Source organism: Faecalibacterium sp. Marseille-Q3530, assembly GCF_017377625.1.
Taxonomy (GTDB): domain Bacteria; phylum Bacillota; class Clostridia; order Oscillospirales; family Ruminococcaceae; genus Faecalibacterium; species Faecalibacterium prausnitzii_E.
In genome coordinates, this window is the sequence record NZ_JAFREH010000011.1 from 1 (window position 1) to 16,921 (window position 16,921).

Annotated in this window: 17 protein-coding genes and 1 pseudogene; 8 read left to right on the top strand and 10 right to left on the bottom strand. The window is 61.5% G+C overall.

Annotated features, from left to right (window positions below):
- Positions 1 to 239, top strand: a pseudogene (locus J3350_RS09705) (hypothetical protein); the annotation flags it as partial.
- 2 nt (positions 240 to 241) lie between these two features.
- On the opposite strand, the gene upp reads toward J3350_RS09705, so the two are convergent.
- The 5 genes from upp to J3350_RS09730 all read right to left on the bottom strand — a co-directional run bounded on the left by upp (position 242) and on the right by J3350_RS09730 (position 3,883).
- A complete protein-coding gene (gene upp, locus J3350_RS09710) occupies positions 242 to 868 on the bottom strand; it encodes a uracil phosphoribosyltransferase (RefSeq protein ID WP_097791990.1) in 627 nt (208 codons plus the stop codon).
- Positions 869 to 952: 84 nt separating this feature from the next.
- Positions 953 to 1,399, bottom strand: a complete 447-nt coding sequence (gene rpiB / locus J3350_RS09715) for a ribose 5-phosphate isomerase B (protein ID WP_097791989.1) — start codon at positions 1,397 to 1,399, stop codon at positions 953 to 955.
- Between the two features lie 4 nt (positions 1,400 to 1,403).
- Positions 1,404 to 2,132: a tRNA (adenosine(37)-N6)-threonylcarbamoyltransferase complex dimerization subunit type 1 TsaB gene (gene tsaB, locus J3350_RS09720; RefSeq protein ID WP_097791988.1), complete on the bottom strand. Its 729-nt coding sequence runs from the start codon at positions 2,130 to 2,132 to the stop codon at positions 1,404 to 1,406.
- Positions 2,129 to 2,554: a tRNA (adenosine(37)-N6)-threonylcarbamoyltransferase complex ATPase subunit type 1 TsaE gene (gene tsaE, locus J3350_RS09725; protein ID WP_097791987.1), complete on the bottom strand. Its 426-nt coding sequence runs from the start codon at positions 2,552 to 2,554 to the stop codon at positions 2,129 to 2,131. The genes tsaB and tsaE overlap by 4 nt, the downstream gene beginning before the upstream one ends.
- Positions 2,555 to 2,683: 129 nt before the next feature.
- A complete protein-coding gene (locus J3350_RS09730) occupies positions 2,684 to 3,883 on the bottom strand; it encodes a C25 family cysteine peptidase (RefSeq protein ID WP_207686475.1) in 1,200 nt (399 codons plus the stop codon).
- 239 nt (positions 3,884 to 4,122) lie between these two features.
- Between J3350_RS09730 and J3350_RS09735 the strand changes: the two genes are divergently transcribed.
- The 3 genes from J3350_RS09735 to J3350_RS09745 all read left to right on the top strand — a co-directional run bounded on the left by J3350_RS09735 (position 4,123) and on the right by J3350_RS09745 (position 7,401).
- Positions 4,123 to 5,340 (top strand): FtsW/RodA/SpoVE family cell cycle protein, encoded by a 1,218-nt coding sequence (locus J3350_RS09735; protein WP_242700240.1) that lies wholly within the window; start codon positions 4,123 to 4,125, stop codon positions 5,338 to 5,340.
- A gap of 24 nt (positions 5,341 to 5,364) precedes the next feature.
- The gene (locus tag J3350_RS09740) at positions 5,365 to 6,246 is read left to right on the top strand and encodes a YitT family protein (protein ID WP_179859481.1); all 882 of its coding nucleotides are present in this window, start codon (positions 5,365 to 5,367) and stop codon (positions 6,244 to 6,246) included.
- Positions 6,247 to 6,465: 219 nt separating this feature from the next.
- Positions 6,466 to 7,401: a GTP-binding protein gene (locus J3350_RS09745; protein ID WP_207686476.1), complete on the top strand. Its 936-nt coding sequence runs from the start codon at positions 6,466 to 6,468 to the stop codon at positions 7,399 to 7,401.
- A gap of 12 nt (positions 7,402 to 7,413) precedes the next feature.
- On the opposite strand, the gene J3350_RS09750 is transcribed toward J3350_RS09745, so the two are convergent.
- Positions 7,414 to 8,667, bottom strand: a complete 1,254-nt coding sequence (locus J3350_RS09750; protein WP_207686477.1) for a sensor histidine kinase KdpD — start codon at positions 8,665 to 8,667, stop codon at positions 7,414 to 7,416.
- Positions 8,664 to 9,383 (bottom strand): response regulator transcription factor, encoded by a 720-nt coding sequence (locus J3350_RS09755; RefSeq protein WP_207686478.1) that lies wholly within the window; start codon positions 9,381 to 9,383, stop codon positions 8,664 to 8,666. Before J3350_RS09755 ends, J3350_RS09750 begins: the two co-directional genes overlap by 4 nt.
- Before the next feature lie 173 nt (positions 9,384 to 9,556).
- Between J3350_RS09755 and J3350_RS09760 the strand changes: the two genes are divergently transcribed.
- From J3350_RS09760 to J3350_RS09775, 4 genes are all read left to right on the top strand, one after another.
- Positions 9,557 to 10,483 (top strand): ABC transporter ATP-binding protein, encoded by a 927-nt coding sequence (locus tag J3350_RS09760; protein ID WP_207686479.1) that lies wholly within the window; start codon positions 9,557 to 9,559, stop codon positions 10,481 to 10,483.
- A gap of 1 nt (position 10,484) precedes the next feature.
- Positions 10,485 to 11,234 carry an ABC transporter permease gene (locus J3350_RS09765; RefSeq protein ID WP_207686480.1) on the top strand — a complete coding sequence of 250 codons (750 nt, stop codon included), beginning with the start codon at positions 10,485 to 10,487 and terminating at the stop codon, positions 11,232 to 11,234.
- Positions 11,235 to 11,238: 4 nt separating this feature from the next.
- The gene (locus tag J3350_RS09770) at positions 11,239 to 11,973 is read left to right on the top strand and encodes an ABC transporter permease (RefSeq protein WP_207686481.1); all 735 of its coding nucleotides are present in this window, start codon (positions 11,239 to 11,241) and stop codon (positions 11,971 to 11,973) included.
- A 94-nt stretch (positions 11,974 to 12,067) separates the two neighbouring features.
- Entirely contained in the window at positions 12,068 to 12,814 is a 747-nt protein-coding gene (locus tag J3350_RS09775; RefSeq protein WP_207686482.1) for a transglycosylase domain-containing protein, read from the top strand.
- 73 nt (positions 12,815 to 12,887) lie between these two features.
- Here the strand turns inward: J3350_RS09775 and J3350_RS09780 are convergent, their stop codons facing one another.
- The 3 genes from J3350_RS09780 to J3350_RS09790 all read right to left on the bottom strand — a co-directional run bounded on the left by J3350_RS09780 (position 12,888) and on the right by J3350_RS09790 (position 16,921).
- Positions 12,888 to 13,199: a DNA-binding transcriptional regulator gene (locus J3350_RS09780; RefSeq protein WP_097791973.1), complete on the bottom strand. Its 312-nt coding sequence runs from the start codon at positions 13,197 to 13,199 to the stop codon at positions 12,888 to 12,890.
- A gap of 4 nt (positions 13,200 to 13,203) precedes the next feature.
- The gene (locus J3350_RS09785) at positions 13,204 to 13,542 is read right to left on the bottom strand and encodes a type II toxin-antitoxin system RelE/ParE family toxin (RefSeq protein WP_097791972.1); all 339 of its coding nucleotides are present in this window, start codon (positions 13,540 to 13,542) and stop codon (positions 13,204 to 13,206) included.
- Positions 13,543 to 13,609: 67 nt separating this feature from the next.
- Positions 13,610 to 16,921 (bottom strand): FtsX-like permease family protein, encoded by a 3,312-nt coding sequence (locus J3350_RS09790; protein ID WP_370569309.1) that lies wholly within the window; start codon positions 16,919 to 16,921, stop codon positions 13,610 to 13,612.

Sequence of the window (16,921 nt, forward strand, 5' to 3'; positions counted from 1 at the left end):
CCCACGGGGAGGACGCGGCCCGCCGCGCGGCGGGCCGCGTCCTCCCCGTGGGGGCGGCGGCTTCGGCGGAGGTTCCTTTGGCGGCGGCATGGGCGGCGGACGCTCCGGCGGCAGTTTTGGCGGCGGGAGCTTCCACGCAGGCGGCGGCTCGTTCCATGGCGGCGGCGGTGGCCGCGGCAGATAAGCAAACAAAAAATGGCTGTGCAGCCGGGCTGCACAGCCATTTTTCGTTCGGTTGAGATTACTTGGTGCCGTAGATACGGTCGCCTGCGTCACCCAGGCCGGGCACGATGTAACCGTTCTCATTCAGGTGGTCATCCTTGGCACCCAGATAGATATCGACATCGGGGTGTGCCTTGTGCAGGGCCTCAATGCCTTCCGGAGCAGCGATCAGGCCGATGAACTTGATCCGCTTTGCGCCGTGCTTCTTGATCTGGCTGATGGCGTCGATGGCGCTGCCACCGGTGGCCAGCATCGGGTCCAGGACCAGGACGTCGCGCTCGGCGATATCCTGGGGCAGCTTGCAGAAGTACTCCACGGGCTGCAGGGTGGTCTCGTCGCGGTACAGGCCGATGAAGCCGACCTTTGCGGCGGGCAGCAGGGTCAGCATACCGTCCAGCATACCCATGCCTGCGCGCAGGATGGGCACCAGAGCCAGCTTGCGGCCAGCCAGGACCTTGGTCTTTGCCATGGTGATGGGCGTCTCGATCTCGACCTCTTCCAGAGGCAGGTCACGGGTGGCTTCGTAGCACAGCAGGGTCGCGATCTCGCCAACGAGGTCACGGAACTCCTTGGTGCCGGTCTGCTTGTTGCGAAGCAGGCTGATCTTGTGCTGCAGCAGGGGATGCTCAACGATCATAGGGGTCATAATAAACGCTCCTTTTTTATTGGATAAAACCTCTCAGGCTCGCCTTCGGCTCGCCAGCGATGACGGAGAGGTCGAACGGACAGGTTACCGATTCTCGATCGCCATCAGCTTGGCGATGCGGTTGGCGTGGCGGCCGCCCTCGAACGGGGTGTTCAGGAACAGGTCCACCAGCTGGCAGGCCAGGCCGGGGCCGACGACGCGGCCGCCCATGCACAGGGCATTGGCATCGTTGTGGCGGCGGGTGTACTCACAGCTGAAGCTGTCGGAGCAGCAGCAGGCGCGGATGCCCTTGACCTTGTTGGCGGCCATGCTGATGCCGACACCGGTGCCGCAGAACAGCAGGGCCTTGCTGCACTGGCCGCTCACGACGGCGTCGCAGGCGGGCAGAGCCATATCGGGATAATCTACGCTGGCGGTGCTGTGGGTGCCGAAGTCGATGTACTCCAGCCCCAGCTCGTCCAGATGAGCCTTGACGGCTTCTTTCAGTTCAAATCCGCCGTGGTCAGCGGCGAGAGCAATGGGTTTTGCCATGGTCTTAGTCCTTTCCATTATCCGTTTTGACGTTCTGGGCGGCTTCGGCGGCAAGGCGCTCGGCGCGTTCCCGCTCGGCCTGGCTCAGCCGGTGGTAATCCGGCAGAAGGGCTTCGGGCAGGACGGCTTCGCCCCGCTCGGCCATCTGCTTTGCCACCAGCGCAACGGCTGCGGCCCGCCCGCCTCGCAGGGCAGGCGGCACACAGAGCACACCCGGAACATTGCTGTATTTATTATAGCACAGAGATGCGCCATCACCAACAAAAAACAGGGGCTTTTTGCAATTTTCTACAAATTGGGCAAGGTCAGCCACGGCGCGGGCGTCGTCGTCCAGCAGCCGTGCGTGGGTGGCCAGGTCGAACGCGGCGCTGTATACCTGTGCGCGGCGGGCATCCAGTGCGCAGAGCACGGTGCCCTCGCCGGTGTGGGCTGCGGCCAGCGCTTCCAGCGTCGAGACCGGGGCGCAGAGCGTTTCGCGCGGGAAGGCAAGGCCCTTGACCGCAGCCAGCCCGATGCGCAGGCCGGTGAAGCTGCCGGGGCCGGCATTGACGCCGAACAGGTCGATGTCCTTGCAGGTCAGGCCGCAGAGCCGGAGGCAGCCGTCGATGAGGGGCATCAGCGTCTCGCTGTGGGTCATCCCGGCATCCAGATAGCACTCATACAGCAGGCGGTCGCCCTGCATCAGGGCCACGCCGACGGTCTTTCCGGCGGTGTCCACGGCTAAAATGTTCATAGTTCGACCCCCTCGATGGTGATGCGGCGGGTGGTATCGTCCAGCCGCTCGATGTGGATGCGGATCGGGTCTTCCAGCGCCAGCAGGTCGGCGAAGTTCTCGCTCCACTCGGCGGCGACGATGGCCCCCTGATCCAGATAATCGTAGAACCCGGCCGCGCACAGGTCGTTCTCGGTGGAGATGCGGTAGAGGTCAAAATGTGCGAACGGGCGCGGGCCGCGGTAATAGTTCACGATGGCAAAGGTGGGGCTGCTGACCGGGTCGGTGCAGCCAAGGCCCTCGGCCAGGCCCTCGCAGAAAGCGGTCTTGCCTGCGCCGAGACCGCCGGTAAACGCGATGAGGGAGCCGTCCGGCAGGGCAGCGGCAAGCCGCCTGCCCAGTGCCACGGTCTCCTCCCGCGAAGTCGTGATGAATTGAGACATAAGATGCACTCCCATCTGGAGGCTCAATCCGCCCCGGCGGACCGAAGGCAGGACTGAGGGGGTTGAAAAAGAGGATGGCAGATTTCTGCCATCCCCCAGTATACTATAAATCGCCTCAAAGTGCAACGCTTACGCGGCCTGCTGCACGGGCGTCTCGTCGGCAGGCTCTTCGACGATGGGCAGGGCTGCATCGGCATCGCCCAGCAGCATGGTGTAGGCCGCCGCCGCATGGGGGCGCTTGCCGCCCTGCGCGGTGTACCAGACGAGGTCGTCTGTGCCATAGGTCGCCTGCGCGTGTGCTACGGCCTGCCCGATGCTCTGCCCCAGGATGAGGTAGTTGACCGTGTCCCACAGCATACTGCGGGAGTAAACGGTGTAGACATTGTTGACATAGCCCACCACAGCGGAGGCTCCGCCTGCCAGCAGGGCGTTTGCCATCGAGAGGTCGATGCTGTCGTCCACACCCAGGAACTCGCAGGTCTCGGAGTAGACGAGGGTGTCCTTCAGCTGGCCGAAGCGGTAGGCATTCTTGAAGAAGCCCGCTGTGACGCAGTACCGGCCGTTGATCTTGATGACCCGGTGGGTCAGCAGGTCAAAGCCGTAGAAGAGGTCCCGCGTCATGCTGGATTCCTCCGTCAGCAGGATGACCGGTTCGGTGCGCAGCTGCCGGAACAGGCCGCGCGCGTAGGTGTAGTAGGCACCATGGGCGCTCAGGATGCACAGGTCGTACCGGTCCATCCGGCGCAGGTCTGCCACTGTGACCATCGTGTCGATGCGGGTGTTCAGCCCCATGGCCGTCCAGAAGCCCTTCATATAGGAATAATAAGGATAGCGGGAGCTGTTGACCGTGTTGTCGAAGGCATAGTAGATCATGGCCGAACCAAGATTTCCGCGGGGGGCATTGGACATCTCCTGCAAATCGACCGAGGGCGTCTGGGAGAGGGTCACAGCAGCGTTTTCCTCCTCCGGGTCATCCACGAGGATGCCGCCCTGCACACCGCAGCTGTAGGAGAAGCTGACCATGCCGTTCGCTTCGTCTATGTAGATCGAACGCACCGAAATAAGGCCCTGTTCCGCCAGCTGCTGGAGCTGGGCCTGTGCGGCGGCAAAGCGCTCGGCGCGGGAGAGCGCAGCAAAATCGCCGCTGTCCGTCAGGGCCGCAACGGCGCTGTCCGCCTCCTGCATCTGGGCCGCATCCTCGCGGGTCAGGGTGTTGGAAACGGCCAGGTCGTCCGCACCGGCTGCCAGTGCGGCAGTGGGGAAGAGGGCAGCGAGCAAAAAGCTCAATGCGCAGAGCGCAGATAAAAATCGTTGAACGGGTGCTTTCATGCAAAAAGTCCTCCAGAGGGCCTGCCGGTCGGCAGGGCTTCCACGTCCATTGTAGAGGGTCTGTTCCGCTTTGTCAAGGCCGGTCGGCAGGATTTTGCAAAGCTGTCACAGCCGCACGAAAAATCTGTGAAAAATACACCCCGTCTTGCGCAGAATCACGCATTGCTGTATAATACACTAAAATGGGGGAGCAGCGGAAAAAAGCTCCCCCTGCTGGAACACGAAAGGGCGGTGCTTCTTTGGAGAGCATTCAACGATATTTCAAACGAACGGATAAAGTGTACCTGCTGCTGTGCATTTTCAGCAGCGTGATGGCCTGCGTGGCGCTGTCGTCCTGGGCGGCGAAGCAGGGCAATGGATTTGCCGTGGATGGGCTTACGGGCCAGATCACCGGCATCGGCGACTACCGCCGCGCGCTGGTGCAGGGCGTTTCGGCCCTCATCGGCATCGTGGTGGCGCTGCTGCTGTCCAATGTCGACTACCGCAGCCTCGTCAAGGTGTGGCCGGTGCATGTAGCCCTGACCTGGGGTCTGGTGCTGCCGACGCTGTTCATCCGGAACGTGACCGTCGGCCCGCTGACCATTGGCTACAATGCGGGCGACACCGACAACTACTCCTGGTACAAGCTGGGCGGCTTCACCCTGCAGCCCACGGAGCTGGCCAAGATCAGCTTCATCCTGACCTTTGCGATGCACCTGAACAATGTGCGGGGGCGCATCAACGAGCCGAAGGAGCTGGGCAAGCTGCTGCTGCATCTGGCCGTCCCCATCCTCATCATCCATGTGCAGGGCGACGACGGCACAGCCATCATCTATGCCATCATCGGGTGTAGCATGATGTTTGCGGCGGGCCTGAGCTGGAAGTATATCATCGGGGCGCTGGCGGCAGCGGGCATGGCGATGGCGGCAGCCTTTGCCTTTTTCAGCGATAAGATCGGCAAGGGCTACCAGTGGTACCGCATCCTGGCTGTGCTGGACCCGGAGAACAAGACCGGCTGGGCCCCCAGCGAGGCCATCTGGAAGAACATCATCTACCAGCAGCAGCGCGGTGAGATCGCGCTGGGCAGCGGCGGCATCTTCGGCAACGGCCTCTTTGGCGGCGGTTATTACAGTGTGCCCAACGCCCACAACGACTTCATCTTCAGCTGGATCGGCAACGTGACCGGCTTTGTGGGCTGCTGCGTGGTGCTGGGGGTGCTGTTCGCCATCGTCATCAAGACCTTTCTGACCGGTGCCCGCAGCGAAGATCTGCTGGGCACCTTCATCTGCGCCGGCATCGGCGGGGCGCTCATGGCCCAGATCGCGGTCAATGTGGGGATGAACCTGCGCGTCCTGCCCGTCATCGGCGTCACCCTGCCGTTCTATTCGGCGGGCGGCAGCTCGGTGATGATGCTGTATATCTGCGTTGGGCTGGTGCTGTCGGTCTATATCCACAATACGAAAAAACTGTTTGGTTGATTAGGAAAAAGGAAAAGAGAGTTTATGGAAACATCTGCGGAAATGACCCAGCGGGAAAAGGTGATGAAGTACGTCAAGCAGTACGTCCTCATCACACTGAGCATCTCCATCATGTCGGTGGGCGTGTACTTCTTCAAGTTCCCCAACAACTTCGTCTTTGGCGGCGTGACCGGTACGGCGGCTCTGGTGGCCAAGCTGACCCCGATGTCGGCCTCGGCTTTCTCCTCGGCGGCGAACCTTGTGCTGCTGGTGGTGGGCCTCATCTTTCTGGGCAAAGAGTTCGCCATGACCACGGGCTATGCGACCTTTGTGATGTCGGTGGAGCTGATGGTTTTTGAAAAGCTTTGCCCCCTCAGCGGCCCGCTGTCCGACCAGCCCATGCTGGACCTGCTCTTCGCCATTGCGCTGCCGGCCATCGCCTCGGCACTGCTGTTCAATGTGGGCGCATCGTCCGGCGGCACCGACATCATCGCCCTCATCGTGGAAAAATACACCCACATCCACAGCATCGCGGTCGCACTGTTCATCACAGACCTGTTCATGGTCATCGCAGCCTGCTTCGTCTTCGACCTGTACACGGCGCTCTATTCCTTCGTGGGCCTGACGGTCAAGTCGCTGGTCATCGACGCCGTGCTGGAAAAGATCAAGATGTGCAAGGCCATCCTCATCGTCTGTGATGAAAAGAAACCCATCTGCGATTTCGTCATGCGCAAGCTGATGCGCGGCGCGACCTATACGCCCTGCTTCGGTGCCTACACCGATAAGCCCCACTACATCATCTACACCACCCTCACCCGCCACGAGGCCGACCAGCTGCAGGAGTTCATCCACAAAGAGCATCTGAACGCCTTCATGTCCATGCTGAGCACCACCGAGGTCTTCGGCAAGGGCTTCAACCACGCATAAGAGAAAATGATCCTCCGGACGCTGATGCAGTGCGCTGCACCGGCGTCTTTTTTTGGCCGCGATTCGGTGGGCCGCTGAATCGGTATGTACCACATCGAGGATGGAAGCGTAGAGTTTCTATAAGGACCAGACAAGGGGAAGGCACAACGCCTTCCCCTTGCTTGTTTTTGCCGGTTATAGTATACTGACCCTGAAATCAAAACAGCGGAGGGGACAACGATGGTACAGGTAGATCTCATCACCGGCTTTCTGGGAGCCGGAAAGACCACATTTCTGCGCCGGTACGCGGCATATCTGGTGGCACAGGGGCACAATGTCTGCATTCTGGAAAATGACTTCGGCGCCGTGAACGTGGACGCCATGCTGGTGCAGGACCTTCTGGGCGACCACTGCGAGATCGAGACGATCAGCGGCGGGTGCGACTGCGACACCCACCAGCGCCGGATGCGCACCAAGCTCATCTCCATGGCGATGCGCGGCTTTGACCGGGTGCTCGTGGAGCCGAGCGGCATTTTTGACGTGGATGAGTTCTTCGATGTCCTGCGGGACGACCCGCTGGACCGGTGGTATCAGCTGGGCAATGTCATCGCCATCGTGGATGCGCTGCTGCCGGAGACCCTCTCGGCGCAGGCCGATTATATCCTGGCGTCCGAGGCGGCTAACGCAGGGAGGGTGGTGTTCAGCCGGAGCCAGCTGGCCGACGCTGCGGACATGCAGGCCGCACAGGAACATCTGCGCCGTGCACTGACCGCCTGCAAGTGCAGCCGGAGCTTCCAGCCCGGCGAGTTTCTGACCAAAGACTGGGTCGACCTGACGGATGCCGACTTCGCGGCCCTCGACCGCTGCGGCTATCGGCAGGCCAGCTGCGAAAAGCTGCATTTTGACGAGCACAGGGCCTTTGGTTCGGCCTATTTTCTGGAATTGGGCCTGCCGCGGGAGCAGCTGGAACGGAACATCCCGTCGCTGTTCACCGACCCCACCTGCGGCCATGTGCTGCGGGTGAAGGGCTTCGTGCGGGAAGCAGGCGGCTGGGTGGAGCTGAACGCCACCGCCGACGGCCTGACCGCTGCGGGCATTCCCAATGGGCAGGAGGTGCTCATCGTCATTGGCGAGGGGCTGGAGAAGGAGAAGATCGAAGAAAAGCTGAAACGGTGAGGTATGGCCCTCTCAGGTGCTTCGCGTCAGCTCCCCCAGCGGGAGGCGGATGATCGCTCTGGCTCCATGGGGGTGGCTCTGTTCGAATACGGCAGTTCCGCCGTGGGCGGCGGCGATCTGCTCCACGACATGCAGGCCGAGGATGTGGGGAGCATCCTCAGAGGATTCCGGCTCTTTGAGTGCGGCCAGCACGGCGGGCGGGTAGCCGACGCCGTCGTCGGTGAAGGTCAGGCAGAGCTGACGGCTGCGGACCTCGGCACACAGGCAGACGGTCACCGGCTGCGGGTTGTGCCGGACGCTGTTGCTGAGCAGGTTTTCCACCAGCCGCCCCAGAAGGGCAGGGTCTGCAGAGATTTGGGCCTGTTCGGCATCGAGGGTCTGGGTCAGCGAGAGGTCGCACTGGTCGGCCAGGGGGCTGTCGCAGAACTGGGCCACCAGCTGCCGCAGCAACGGGCCGACGGTCAGCAGCTCCCGCCGGAGGGGCTGGGCTCCATATTGGAGCTTGCTGGTCAGGTTCAGATCGTCGATGAGGGTGCGCAGCCGCTCGCTCTGGGTGCGGATGCCACCGGCTTTCTGCCGTGCCGGGGCGGGCAGGGCTGCATCCTGCTCCAGTTGCTCGGCCCAGCCTAAGATCAGCGCCAGCGGGGTGCGCACATCGTGGCTGACGCCCGCGATCCACTGGGTGCGGGCATTGTCCCGCCGGGCAAGGGCCAGCAGTTCTCTGGCACCCCGCCAGCTGAGCAGAAAGCAGACGGCCAGTCCGGCCGCCAGCATCCCAAGCAGGCAGGGGAGGAGGAACCCGGCAACGTCGGTCAGCATCCCCGGCGAGGCGTAGGCTGTGTACTTCCACATGCTGCCCGGCTCCGTACCGGCCACGAACAGCCCGTAGTCCTCCGTCCAGCAGAAGACCGGGTAGTCGTCCAGATACCAGCGCGAGAACCGGGCCACATCGCTGGAGGTGTAGCGGCGGTCGAGCGTCCAGGGCAGTGCATAGCTCCAGATCACCCGGCCGTCGGCGTCCAGCACCATGGCCCAGGAGTAGCCGTCCATCCATTCTTCGGGGGTGTGCTGCGGGCCGAAGGCAAGGCCGTCGGCGGTCTGCACCATGGAATCGGCAATGTTGCTGTAAGAGTATTCCCGCTGGGGGCGCTGCCCTTCCCGCCAGAGCACCCAGCCCAAAAAGCTGGTGCCCAGCACGAACATCAGCAGCACGATGCCCACCGCCGCCAGCAGATACCGCCGGAAAAGGCGCGAAAAGGTTTTCATGAGCGTACCTCCCCGGCCAGTTTGTAGCCGATGCCCCGCACGGTGCGCAGAAACTGCGGCCTGCCGGGCAGGGGCTCCAGCTTTTCGCGCAGGTGGCGGATGTGGACGTTCAAACTGTTTTCACAGCCGTAGTAATCCGCGCCCCAGACGGCTTCGCACAGGGCGTCATAGGTCACGATGTGGCCCCGATTCTCGGCCAGCTTGCGCAGCAGAGCCAGTTCAGTGGCGGTCAGGGGGAGGGCGGGACCGTCCGGAAGCTGGACCAGCGCATCGTTGAGCTGGACGATACGGTCCCCCAGTGTCAGCTGCTGTGAAGCGCCCCGCGCCAGCTCGGTGCGGTAGACCCGCTGCAAAATGTGCTGTACCCGCAAAAGAAGCTCCTGCATGAGGAAAGGTTTGGTCAGATAATCGTCTGCGCCAAGGCCCAGCCCGAACAGCCGGTCTGCATCGGCATCCCGTGCAGAGAGGAACAATGCCGGGACGTCCGCTTTTGCCCGCAGTGCCCGGAACAGCGAAAAACCGTCGCCGTCCGGCAGGTTGATGTCCAGCACCATCAAGTGGGGCGGTGCGGCGTCGAAGGCAGCCCGCGCAGCGGCACAGGTGGCTGCGGTGCGGATGTGGTGATACCCGGCCCCGCTCAGCTGTTCGCAGAGCAGGCGGAGCAGGTCCGGGTTGTCGTCCACCAGAAGAAGTTCGGCATCATAGATGGAAGTCATAGCGTTCGTGTTCCTTTGTGCGTTTTTCTTCACTATACCACAAATGGCCCGGCAGAGCAGCGCTTTGCCGAAAATTTAAGGCCAAATTAAGCTCGGCTTCCGGGTGGATTAAGGCAGCGGGTGTATCCTGAACGTGTTCCGAACAACAGGAAACACGAAAAGGAGCGGATAGCATGAAATCTGTGATCGAGACGCACGACCTTTGCAAAAGCTACCATGGTCACCCGGTGGTGGATCATTTGAACCTGATCGTCCCGGAGGGCTGTGTCTACGGCTTTTTAGGCCCCAACGGTGCGGGCAAATCCACCACCATGAAGATGCTGCTGGGGCTTGTGCACCCCACCGGCGGCAGTGTGGAGCTGCTGGGGCACACCCTGAACGAATCGAGCCGCATTGCCCTGCTGCGGCAGACCGGAAGTCTGATCGAATCACCGTCCGGCTATCTCCACCTGACGGCGCGGGAGAATCTGGCCATCGTGGCCGACCTGAAGGAGGTGGAGCGTCGGGACATCGACCGGGTGCTGGACATCGTACACCTGACCAAAGACGCTGACCGGAAGGTGGGGCAATATTCCCTTGGCATGAAGCAGCGGCTGGGCATCGCCATGGCGCTGCTGGGCAGCCCCAAACTGCTGATTTTAGATGAGCCCACCAACGGTCTGGACCCGGCGGGCATTCAGGAGATGCGCAGTCTGATTGCTTCCATGCCGCAGACCACCGGAGCCACCGTGCTGATCTCCAGCCACCTGCTGGGCGAGATCGAGCAGATGGTGGATCAGGTGGGCATCCTGAACCACGGCAAACTGCTGTTCGAGGGTTCTTTGCAGCAGCTGCAAAAACACAGCCGGGGCGGCATTCTGCTGCGGGTGCTGGATGTGTCAAAGGCCCTTGCCGTGCTGAACGAGCAGGGGATGCAGGCAGCAGCCCGGACGGAGGAGCCGGACGTCGTTCTGCTGCCGCCGCAGGACGATGCCGCGCTGGCGGCACTGGTCTGCGCCCTTGCCGAACGCGGGGCAGGTGTCGTGGGGCTGACGGCCCAGACAAAGAGCCTTGAGGATATCTTCCTCAGCCTGACCCAGAACAGCGGGGAGGTGGCGTAAGATGGCAGCTTTCCGTGTAGAACTGCAAAAAGCCCACCGTCGGCACGACCTTGCTCTCTGTCTGTTCATCCCCGGCATTGTCGTTCTGTGGGTGGGCGGCCTTGCCCCGGCAGACCCGGAGGAGCTTGCCAACGGTTATAGCGCCCTGCTTTACAGCCTGCCCGTCATTGAGGCCATTCTGATGCCGGTGATGATGGCAGTTCTGGCCTCCCGGCTGTGGGATATGGAGATCAAAGGCAACACCGCCAAGCTGCTCTACACCCTGCAGAGCCGCCGCAGTCTGTTTGCAGGCAAAGCGGTCTTTGGAGTGCTGGAGGTGCTGTTGGTCACGGTGCTGGAACTGGCCTGTGTTCCGGTACTGGGGCGTGTCCATGGTTATACCGAAGCCTTTCCCACTGGGCAGCTGGTCTATCTGTTCGTCTGTACGCTGGCTGTGGACGCAATGCTCTTCTTTGGCGAATTTCTGCTGATGCTGTGGGTGGGCAACCCCCTGCCGGCGCTCTGCGTGGGCATCGTAGGGGCGCTGGTGGGTCTGTTCTCTGCTTTTATGCCGCCGCTTGCCAGTTACTTTGTACCCTTTGGGTACTACATCCCTCTGAGCGCCTACGAAGTGGCGAACTGGGACAAGGCTACCCACACCGTCACCTACGGCACCCGCCCCTTCAACTGGGGACTGTTGGCCTTCACCCTTGCGCTGGGCGCTGTGCTGTTTGCCCTTGCGTGGCGCAAGGTACAGGACGAGGAGGTATAAAACCATGCTGAAACGCTGCATTTTTGCGGAGAACCGCAAACTCCACGCATCCCCCATCTGGGCCATGTTCTTTGTGCTGCCCATTCTTTCGGCCACCTATGGCACGTTCAATTATCTGCAAAATCTTGAGATCCTCACCGACGGCTGGTATAGCCTGTGGACCCAGCACACCCTGTTTTATTCCATGCTCTTCTTCCCTGCCATGGTAGCCACCTATGCTGCCTACTTGTGGCGGCTGGAACATCTGGGGCACAACTGGAACCTGATCATGGCAAGCCCTGTACCGCCGCTGGACCTGTTTGCCGCAAAGTTTGCGGTGGTGACAAAGCTGGCGCTTCTGACCCACGGTTTTGTGTTCGCGCTGTTTGTGTTCTGCGGCAAGGTATTTGCCCATCTGCCCGGCTGGCCGCCGGTTCGGCTGCCACTTTTTCTGCTGCGGGGGTTGCTGGGCGCACTGGCCGTCATTGCCGCGCAGCTGGTGCTGGCCATGGTCATCCGCAGCTTTGCCGTGCCCATTTTTCTGGGGCTGCTGGGCGGCATTACCGGCATCTTTATCAGCTCCAAGGGTCATGGGCTGTTGTGGCCCTATTCTCTGATGCAGCTGGGTATGAACTCCAACAAAAGTGCGGATGCTTTGGCTGGCAGCTACGGGCTGTTTGCAGCCAGCTGTCTGGGGTGGCTGGCGGTGTTCTTTCTGCTGGCGCATTTTCTGCTGCGCAGATGCGATGTCCGGGCCTGAGCGGTCTGCGGCGGAATGTTCACAAAATCTGCTTGAAAAGAACGGTGAAATCGGGTAGGATAATACCATTCAGAAGGTGAAAGGAGCGAGCGCGATGCGGACACTGAAGGATCTCCTCAAACGGCTGCTGTGCTGGGCGCTGCTGCTGGCACTGCTGGTGCTGGCTGCGGCGGGGACTGTGCTGGGGGTACAGGGATGGAAACTCTACCGTGGCACCCAGCCCGAACTCCCGGCGGCGCAGCTGTACGAGACCCTCTCGGCCCGCCCCGGATTCACCACCTGCGATGCCATCCCCCAGACCTACATCGACGCCGTCATCGCCGTGGAGGACAGCCGGTTCGAGCTGCACCACGGCGTGGACCCGGTGGCCATCGTCCGGGCGCTGTGGACAGACCTGCGGACCCGCTCGCTGGCCGAAGGCGGCAGCACCCTGACCCAGCAGCTGGCAAAGAACATCTACTTCACGCAGGAGAAGCACTTTGCCCGCAAGGCGGCAGAACTTTTCGCGGCGCTGGACATCGAAAAGCACTGCTCCAAGCAGCAGATCTTTGAGATGTACGTGAATACGATCTATTTCGGCAGCGGATGCTACGGCATCGCCGAGGCGGCGGAAGGCTACTTCGGCAAGACGCCTGCGGAGCTGACCTCCGCCGAATGCGTCCTGCTGGCGGGCCTGCCCAATGCGCCGTCCGCCTACTCGCCCCATTCCAGCCCGGAGCTGGCGCTCAAGCGCTCGCAGGTGGTGCTGGACCGGATGGTCTCCTGCAAAAAGCTCACAAAGACCCAGGCCAGAGAGCTGCAGGATGAGATCGCCGCGCTGCCGGTGCTGGCAAGAACCTGACAAGCAACAAAAAGACGACCCGCCGGAATCGTAAAAACGATCGACCGGCGGGTCGTCTTTTGGTTTCAGAGATTTAAGATTCCAGAACCAGCTGCCTTGCGCTGGAAGGATCTGCCCGGTAGAGACCAAGCAAACGGCAGGAGGGTCCATTTGGGGTGTTGATGCCCTGTTCCCATGCTTCCACAGTCTTGGGGGAAACGCCCATCACAGAGGCGAAAATGACCTGTGTCATGCCGAGGTCCATCCGGATGCTCCTGATATCCGAAGCATTGAAATGCGGCACAGGCTCCACGCTGATTTTGTGGACGCGCGCTTCTTTGCAGGTTCCCTTTGTATAAGCAACGGCTTCATTCAATCCCTGAAGAATGCTTTCGTATACGTTCATCCAATCAACTCCTTACGGTGTGTTCCAGGCATTCGATGACTTTGCGGATGTTGTTTCGTTCCGCTTTGCTGAGATTTTCTTTTTCGTTTTTGGGATAGGCGGTGATCAGAAAGACCGTTTCCCGAAGGACGAAATCAACGTAGCAGACCCGCGCACTTCCGCTTTTTCCACGATTTTCGAAAGCAAAGCGAAGTTTGCGCAGCCCGCCGGTGCCCTGCATCAATGCACCGGCTTCCGGGTCTTGCAGGATCAGGTTTTCCAAACGGCGCAGATCTTCATCAGAAAGGCCCATGCTTTTCCAGTTCTTGTCAAATTCTGGAAGGATAATAAAGGTACGCTGCATGGGATTGCTCCTTTCCATTTTCTGATTCTATTATACTCCGATTCAATAGGAGATGCAAGTGGGAAGATCATTCCGGTGCCTTCATGCTTTCGACCATGCTGATGTTCCGGACATGGCGGCGCATGAGGCGGCAGACGACGACGGTGAAGAAGAGGGTGAGGGCTACGCTGAACAGGTAGCTGCGGGGTGCGATGGAGCGGATGAACATCATCTGGTCCATCTCCACGGTGCGGACGATGAACTGGTGCAGCGGCACACCCAGCGCAAGGCCCGCCAGCGACCCGATGAGGGCCAGCAGGTCGATCTCGCGGAAGATGTAGCGGTAGACCTCGTTGTCAAAGAAGCCCAGCACCTTGATGGTGGCCAGCTCCTTTTTGCGCTCGCCAAGGTTCACGCTGATGAGGTTGTAGAGCACCACGGCGGCCAGCGCAGCGGCACAGACGATGATCAGGATAACCACATAGTTCAGACAGCCGATGAGGTTGTCGAACATTTCGGTCGTGTCCTCCATGAAGGAGACGCCGCTGACGTAATTGCAGGCCAGCAGGTCGGTGCGCAGGGTGTTGCGGTCGTCTGAGGTGGGGCAGTCGGTCTGGCCATAAACGGTGTTCCACTCCGGCAGGGTGCCGCCCGTCAGCGTCCGGAGCTGCACCTGCGAAAGGTACAGCCGGGTGAAGACGTAGTTCTCGGTGATGCCGGTCAGGGTCAGCGTTTTGCGGCTGCCGTCGCTGGTCTCCACCTCAAAGGTGTCGCCCACCGCAAGGCCCAGGCTCTCGGCGGTCTTCTCGGTCAGGATGGCACTGCTGTCGTCAAAGGGGATGGCCTTGTGCCCCTGCCGGGTGCGGAAGGTGAAATATGCGGTCATCTGGCTCTCGTCTTCCGCCGTTACGATGCTTACGGTCTGCTTGTCGCCACTGGCATTGTAGATGGTCACGCTCTTGTTGTAGAAACGGCCCCAGCTGGTCACATCGGCGCTGGAATCCAGCACATCGCCCAGACCGTGTTCCACGGAAAAGGCTCTGGCGTCGCTGTACGAGATGGTCAGGTCGCTGTGGTTCAGCTCGGTGGTCTGGCGGCTGAGCATGGGCAGGATGGAATCCTGGATGCCAAAGCCGATGAGCAGCAGGGCCGTGCAGCCCGCCACGCCCAGCACGGTCATAAAGAAGCGCTTCTTATACCGGAACAGGTTGCGAGCCGTGGTCTTCTGGGAAAAGCTCATGTGCTTCCACAGCGGGGTGATGTATTCGAGGAAGATGCGCTTGCCGGCCACTGGTGCGCGGGGCAGGAGCAGGGCGGCGGTCTTTTCGCGCAGGCTGGCGCGGCAGGCCTCCCAGGTGGTGATGCCGATGACGGCCGCACTGAGCAGGACGCTTCCCACGGCCATGCCGGGGTAGAATTGCAGGGTGAAGGTGGGCAGGCGGAACACCATGGTCTGATAGGCCTGCCAGATGATGGTGGGGAAGACGACAAAGCCCACCGCCATGCCCAGGATGCTGCCCAGGATGCTGGAGGCCAGGCCGTAGAACAGGTACTTGCCCGCAATGGCTGTGTTGGAGTAGCCCAGCGCTTTCAGGGTGCCCATCTGCAGGCGGTTCTCGTCCACCATGCGGGTCATGGTGGTGGAGGCCACCAGTGCCGCCACCAGGAAGAAGAACACTGGGAAGACCCGTGCGATGGCGTCCATCCGGTCGGCATACTGCTCAAAGGTGACGAAGCTCATGGTGCTGTTCCGGTCGAGGACGTACCACTCGCCGTTCTGGATGTCAGAGATCTGCTCTTCGGCATCGTCGATCTGCTTCTGGCCGTCGGCGAGCTTCTGCTCCGCCTCGGCTTTCTGCGTTGCGTATTCGGTGCGGGAGGCGTCCAGCTGCTCTTTGCCGGTATCGTATTCGGCCCAGCCGTCATCCAGCCGGGTGCGGGCATCGGCGAGCTGCTGTTCGGCGGCGGCAAAGGCGGAATAGGCAGAGGCGGTGCCGGTGGAAAGCCCCAGCTGGCCCTGCATCAGTTCCAGCTTCATCTTTCGCAGAGCGGCTTTGGCCTCGGTGACGAGTTCCGTATTGGAAAGGCTGGGCGAGGAGAGGAGCCCCTGGGCATACATCTGCCGCTTGCCCTCGTCCAGCTGCTGCTGGTAGCCGTTGAGCTGGGCGTAGATGCTGTCGTAGGCGGCCTGTGCCTTGGCGAGGGCATCCCGCAGCTCAGTGTATTCTTCGTCGGCGGGTTCGGCCTCGTCGAGCGCTTTCTGTGCGTTGTGGAGTGCGGCCTCGGCATAGGTCAGCAGCGGGTCGGCCACCTGCTTCAGGTTGACCAGAAGTTCGATCTGCTGGAGCTGGTCTTCAAATTCCAAGATCTGCTCTTCGCCGTCCAGCACTTTGTCCGCACCGCTCTGCATGGTGTCGGGCAGGGCGGCTTTCTGCTGGGCCAGCTGCGCCTTGCCGGAGGTGTACTCCGCTTCGCCCTGCTCCAGCTGCGCTTTGGCGGCGGTGAGCTGGGCTTCGGCCTCGTCGAGCTTCTGCTCGGCCTGTGCAAACTGGCGTTCGGCCTCCGCTTTCTGCTCGTCGTAGGTTTGCTTGGCATCGGCCAGTTTGGCAGTGGCGTCGTCGATGAGGGATTCCCGGCGGGTGGTGCACTGTGCGCCGCTGATGGCGGTCAGCCGGTCGGCGACGGCGTCCACGGCTGCCTGGTATTCATCGGAATAATTGCCATACTGGTCGGCGTTTTCGGCCTTGATATAACAGACAGTGTAATAATCGGCAGTCAGCTGACCGTCCGAGACGTAGACGATGGCGTCCAGAACGCCGTCGCCGGCGGTGGAAGTCTCCTGGTCGGAGGAAAAATGCAGCGGGTCCTGCACCTGCCCCACCACGGTATAAGAGGTGCGGGCGAGGCCATCGGTGCCGTCCGGCAGGGTCAGCGTGGTGCCGATGGGGATCTCTTCCCCGTGGCCCATGACATGTACGACGCATTCGTCGGCAGCTTCGGGCATCCGGCCGGCCAGCAGCAGCGGGCGGTTCATATTCTCGGCCGTGTCGGCACCGGGGTCTGCCGGGAGCTGCTGGATGCGCAGGACAGCGGGCTGGTCGGTGCTGGACCAGCGGCCCTCGGCGTCCAGATACTTCACCGGCTGGACTGCTGTGACGCCCTCGGTCGCGGCAATGGCGTCGATGTCGTCCTCGGAAAGGCCGAGGGTGGAGAGGACGCGGAGGTCGAATACGTTCTGCTGTACGTAATATTTCTGCCCGGCGATCCGCATACTGGGCGCAAAGCTGGCAAGGCCCGTCAGGATCATCACGCCCAGTGCCACGATGCCGAACAGGGACAAAAACCGGCTCAGGTTGCCCCTGAGATCCCGGAGGATGTTTTTTCGATAACTTTTCTGCAC

Coding starts and splice junctions, on each gene's coding strand:
- J3350_RS09780 (WP_097791973.1), bottom strand. CDS start 13,199: ATGAACGTATACGAAAGCATTCTTCAGGGATTGAATGAAGCCGTTGCT.
- J3350_RS09750 (WP_207686477.1), bottom strand. CDS start 8,667: ATGAAAACCTTTTCGCGCCTTTTCCGGCGGTATCTGCTGGCGGCGGTG.
- J3350_RS09740 (WP_179859481.1), top strand. CDS start 5,365: ATGGAAACATCTGCGGAAATGACCCAGCGGGAAAAGGTGATGAAGTAC.
- J3350_RS09755 (WP_207686478.1), bottom strand. CDS start 9,383: ATGACTTCCATCTATGATGCCGAACTTCTTCTGGTGGACGACAACCCG.
- J3350_RS09745 (WP_207686476.1), top strand. CDS start 6,466: ATGGTACAGGTAGATCTCATCACCGGCTTTCTGGGAGCCGGAAAGACC.
- J3350_RS09775 (WP_207686482.1), top strand. CDS start 12,068: ATGCGGACACTGAAGGATCTCCTCAAACGGCTGCTGTGCTGGGCGCTG.
- upp (WP_097791990.1), bottom strand. CDS start 868: ATGACCCCTATGATCGTTGAGCATCCCCTGCTGCAGCACAAGATCAGC.
- J3350_RS09760 (WP_207686479.1), top strand. CDS start 9,557: ATGAAATCTGTGATCGAGACGCACGACCTTTGCAAAAGCTACCATGGT.
- tsaE (WP_097791987.1), bottom strand. CDS start 2,554: ATGTCTCAATTCATCACGACTTCGCGGGAGGAGACCGTGGCACTGGGC.
- J3350_RS09730 (WP_207686475.1), bottom strand. CDS start 3,883: ATGAAAGCACCCGTTCAACGATTTTTATCTGCGCTCTGCGCATTGAGC.
- rpiB (WP_097791989.1), bottom strand. CDS start 1,399: ATGGCAAAACCCATTGCTCTCGCCGCTGACCACGGCGGATTTGAACTG.
- J3350_RS09765 (WP_207686480.1), top strand. CDS start 10,485: ATGGCAGCTTTCCGTGTAGAACTGCAAAAAGCCCACCGTCGGCACGAC.
- J3350_RS09785 (WP_097791972.1), bottom strand. CDS start 13,542: ATGCAGCGTACCTTTATTATCCTTCCAGAATTTGACAAGAACTGGAAA.
- tsaB (WP_097791988.1), bottom strand. CDS start 2,132: ATGAACATTTTAGCCGTGGACACCGCCGGAAAGACCGTCGGCGTGGCC.
- J3350_RS09770 (WP_207686481.1), top strand. CDS start 11,239: ATGCTGAAACGCTGCATTTTTGCGGAGAACCGCAAACTCCACGCATCC.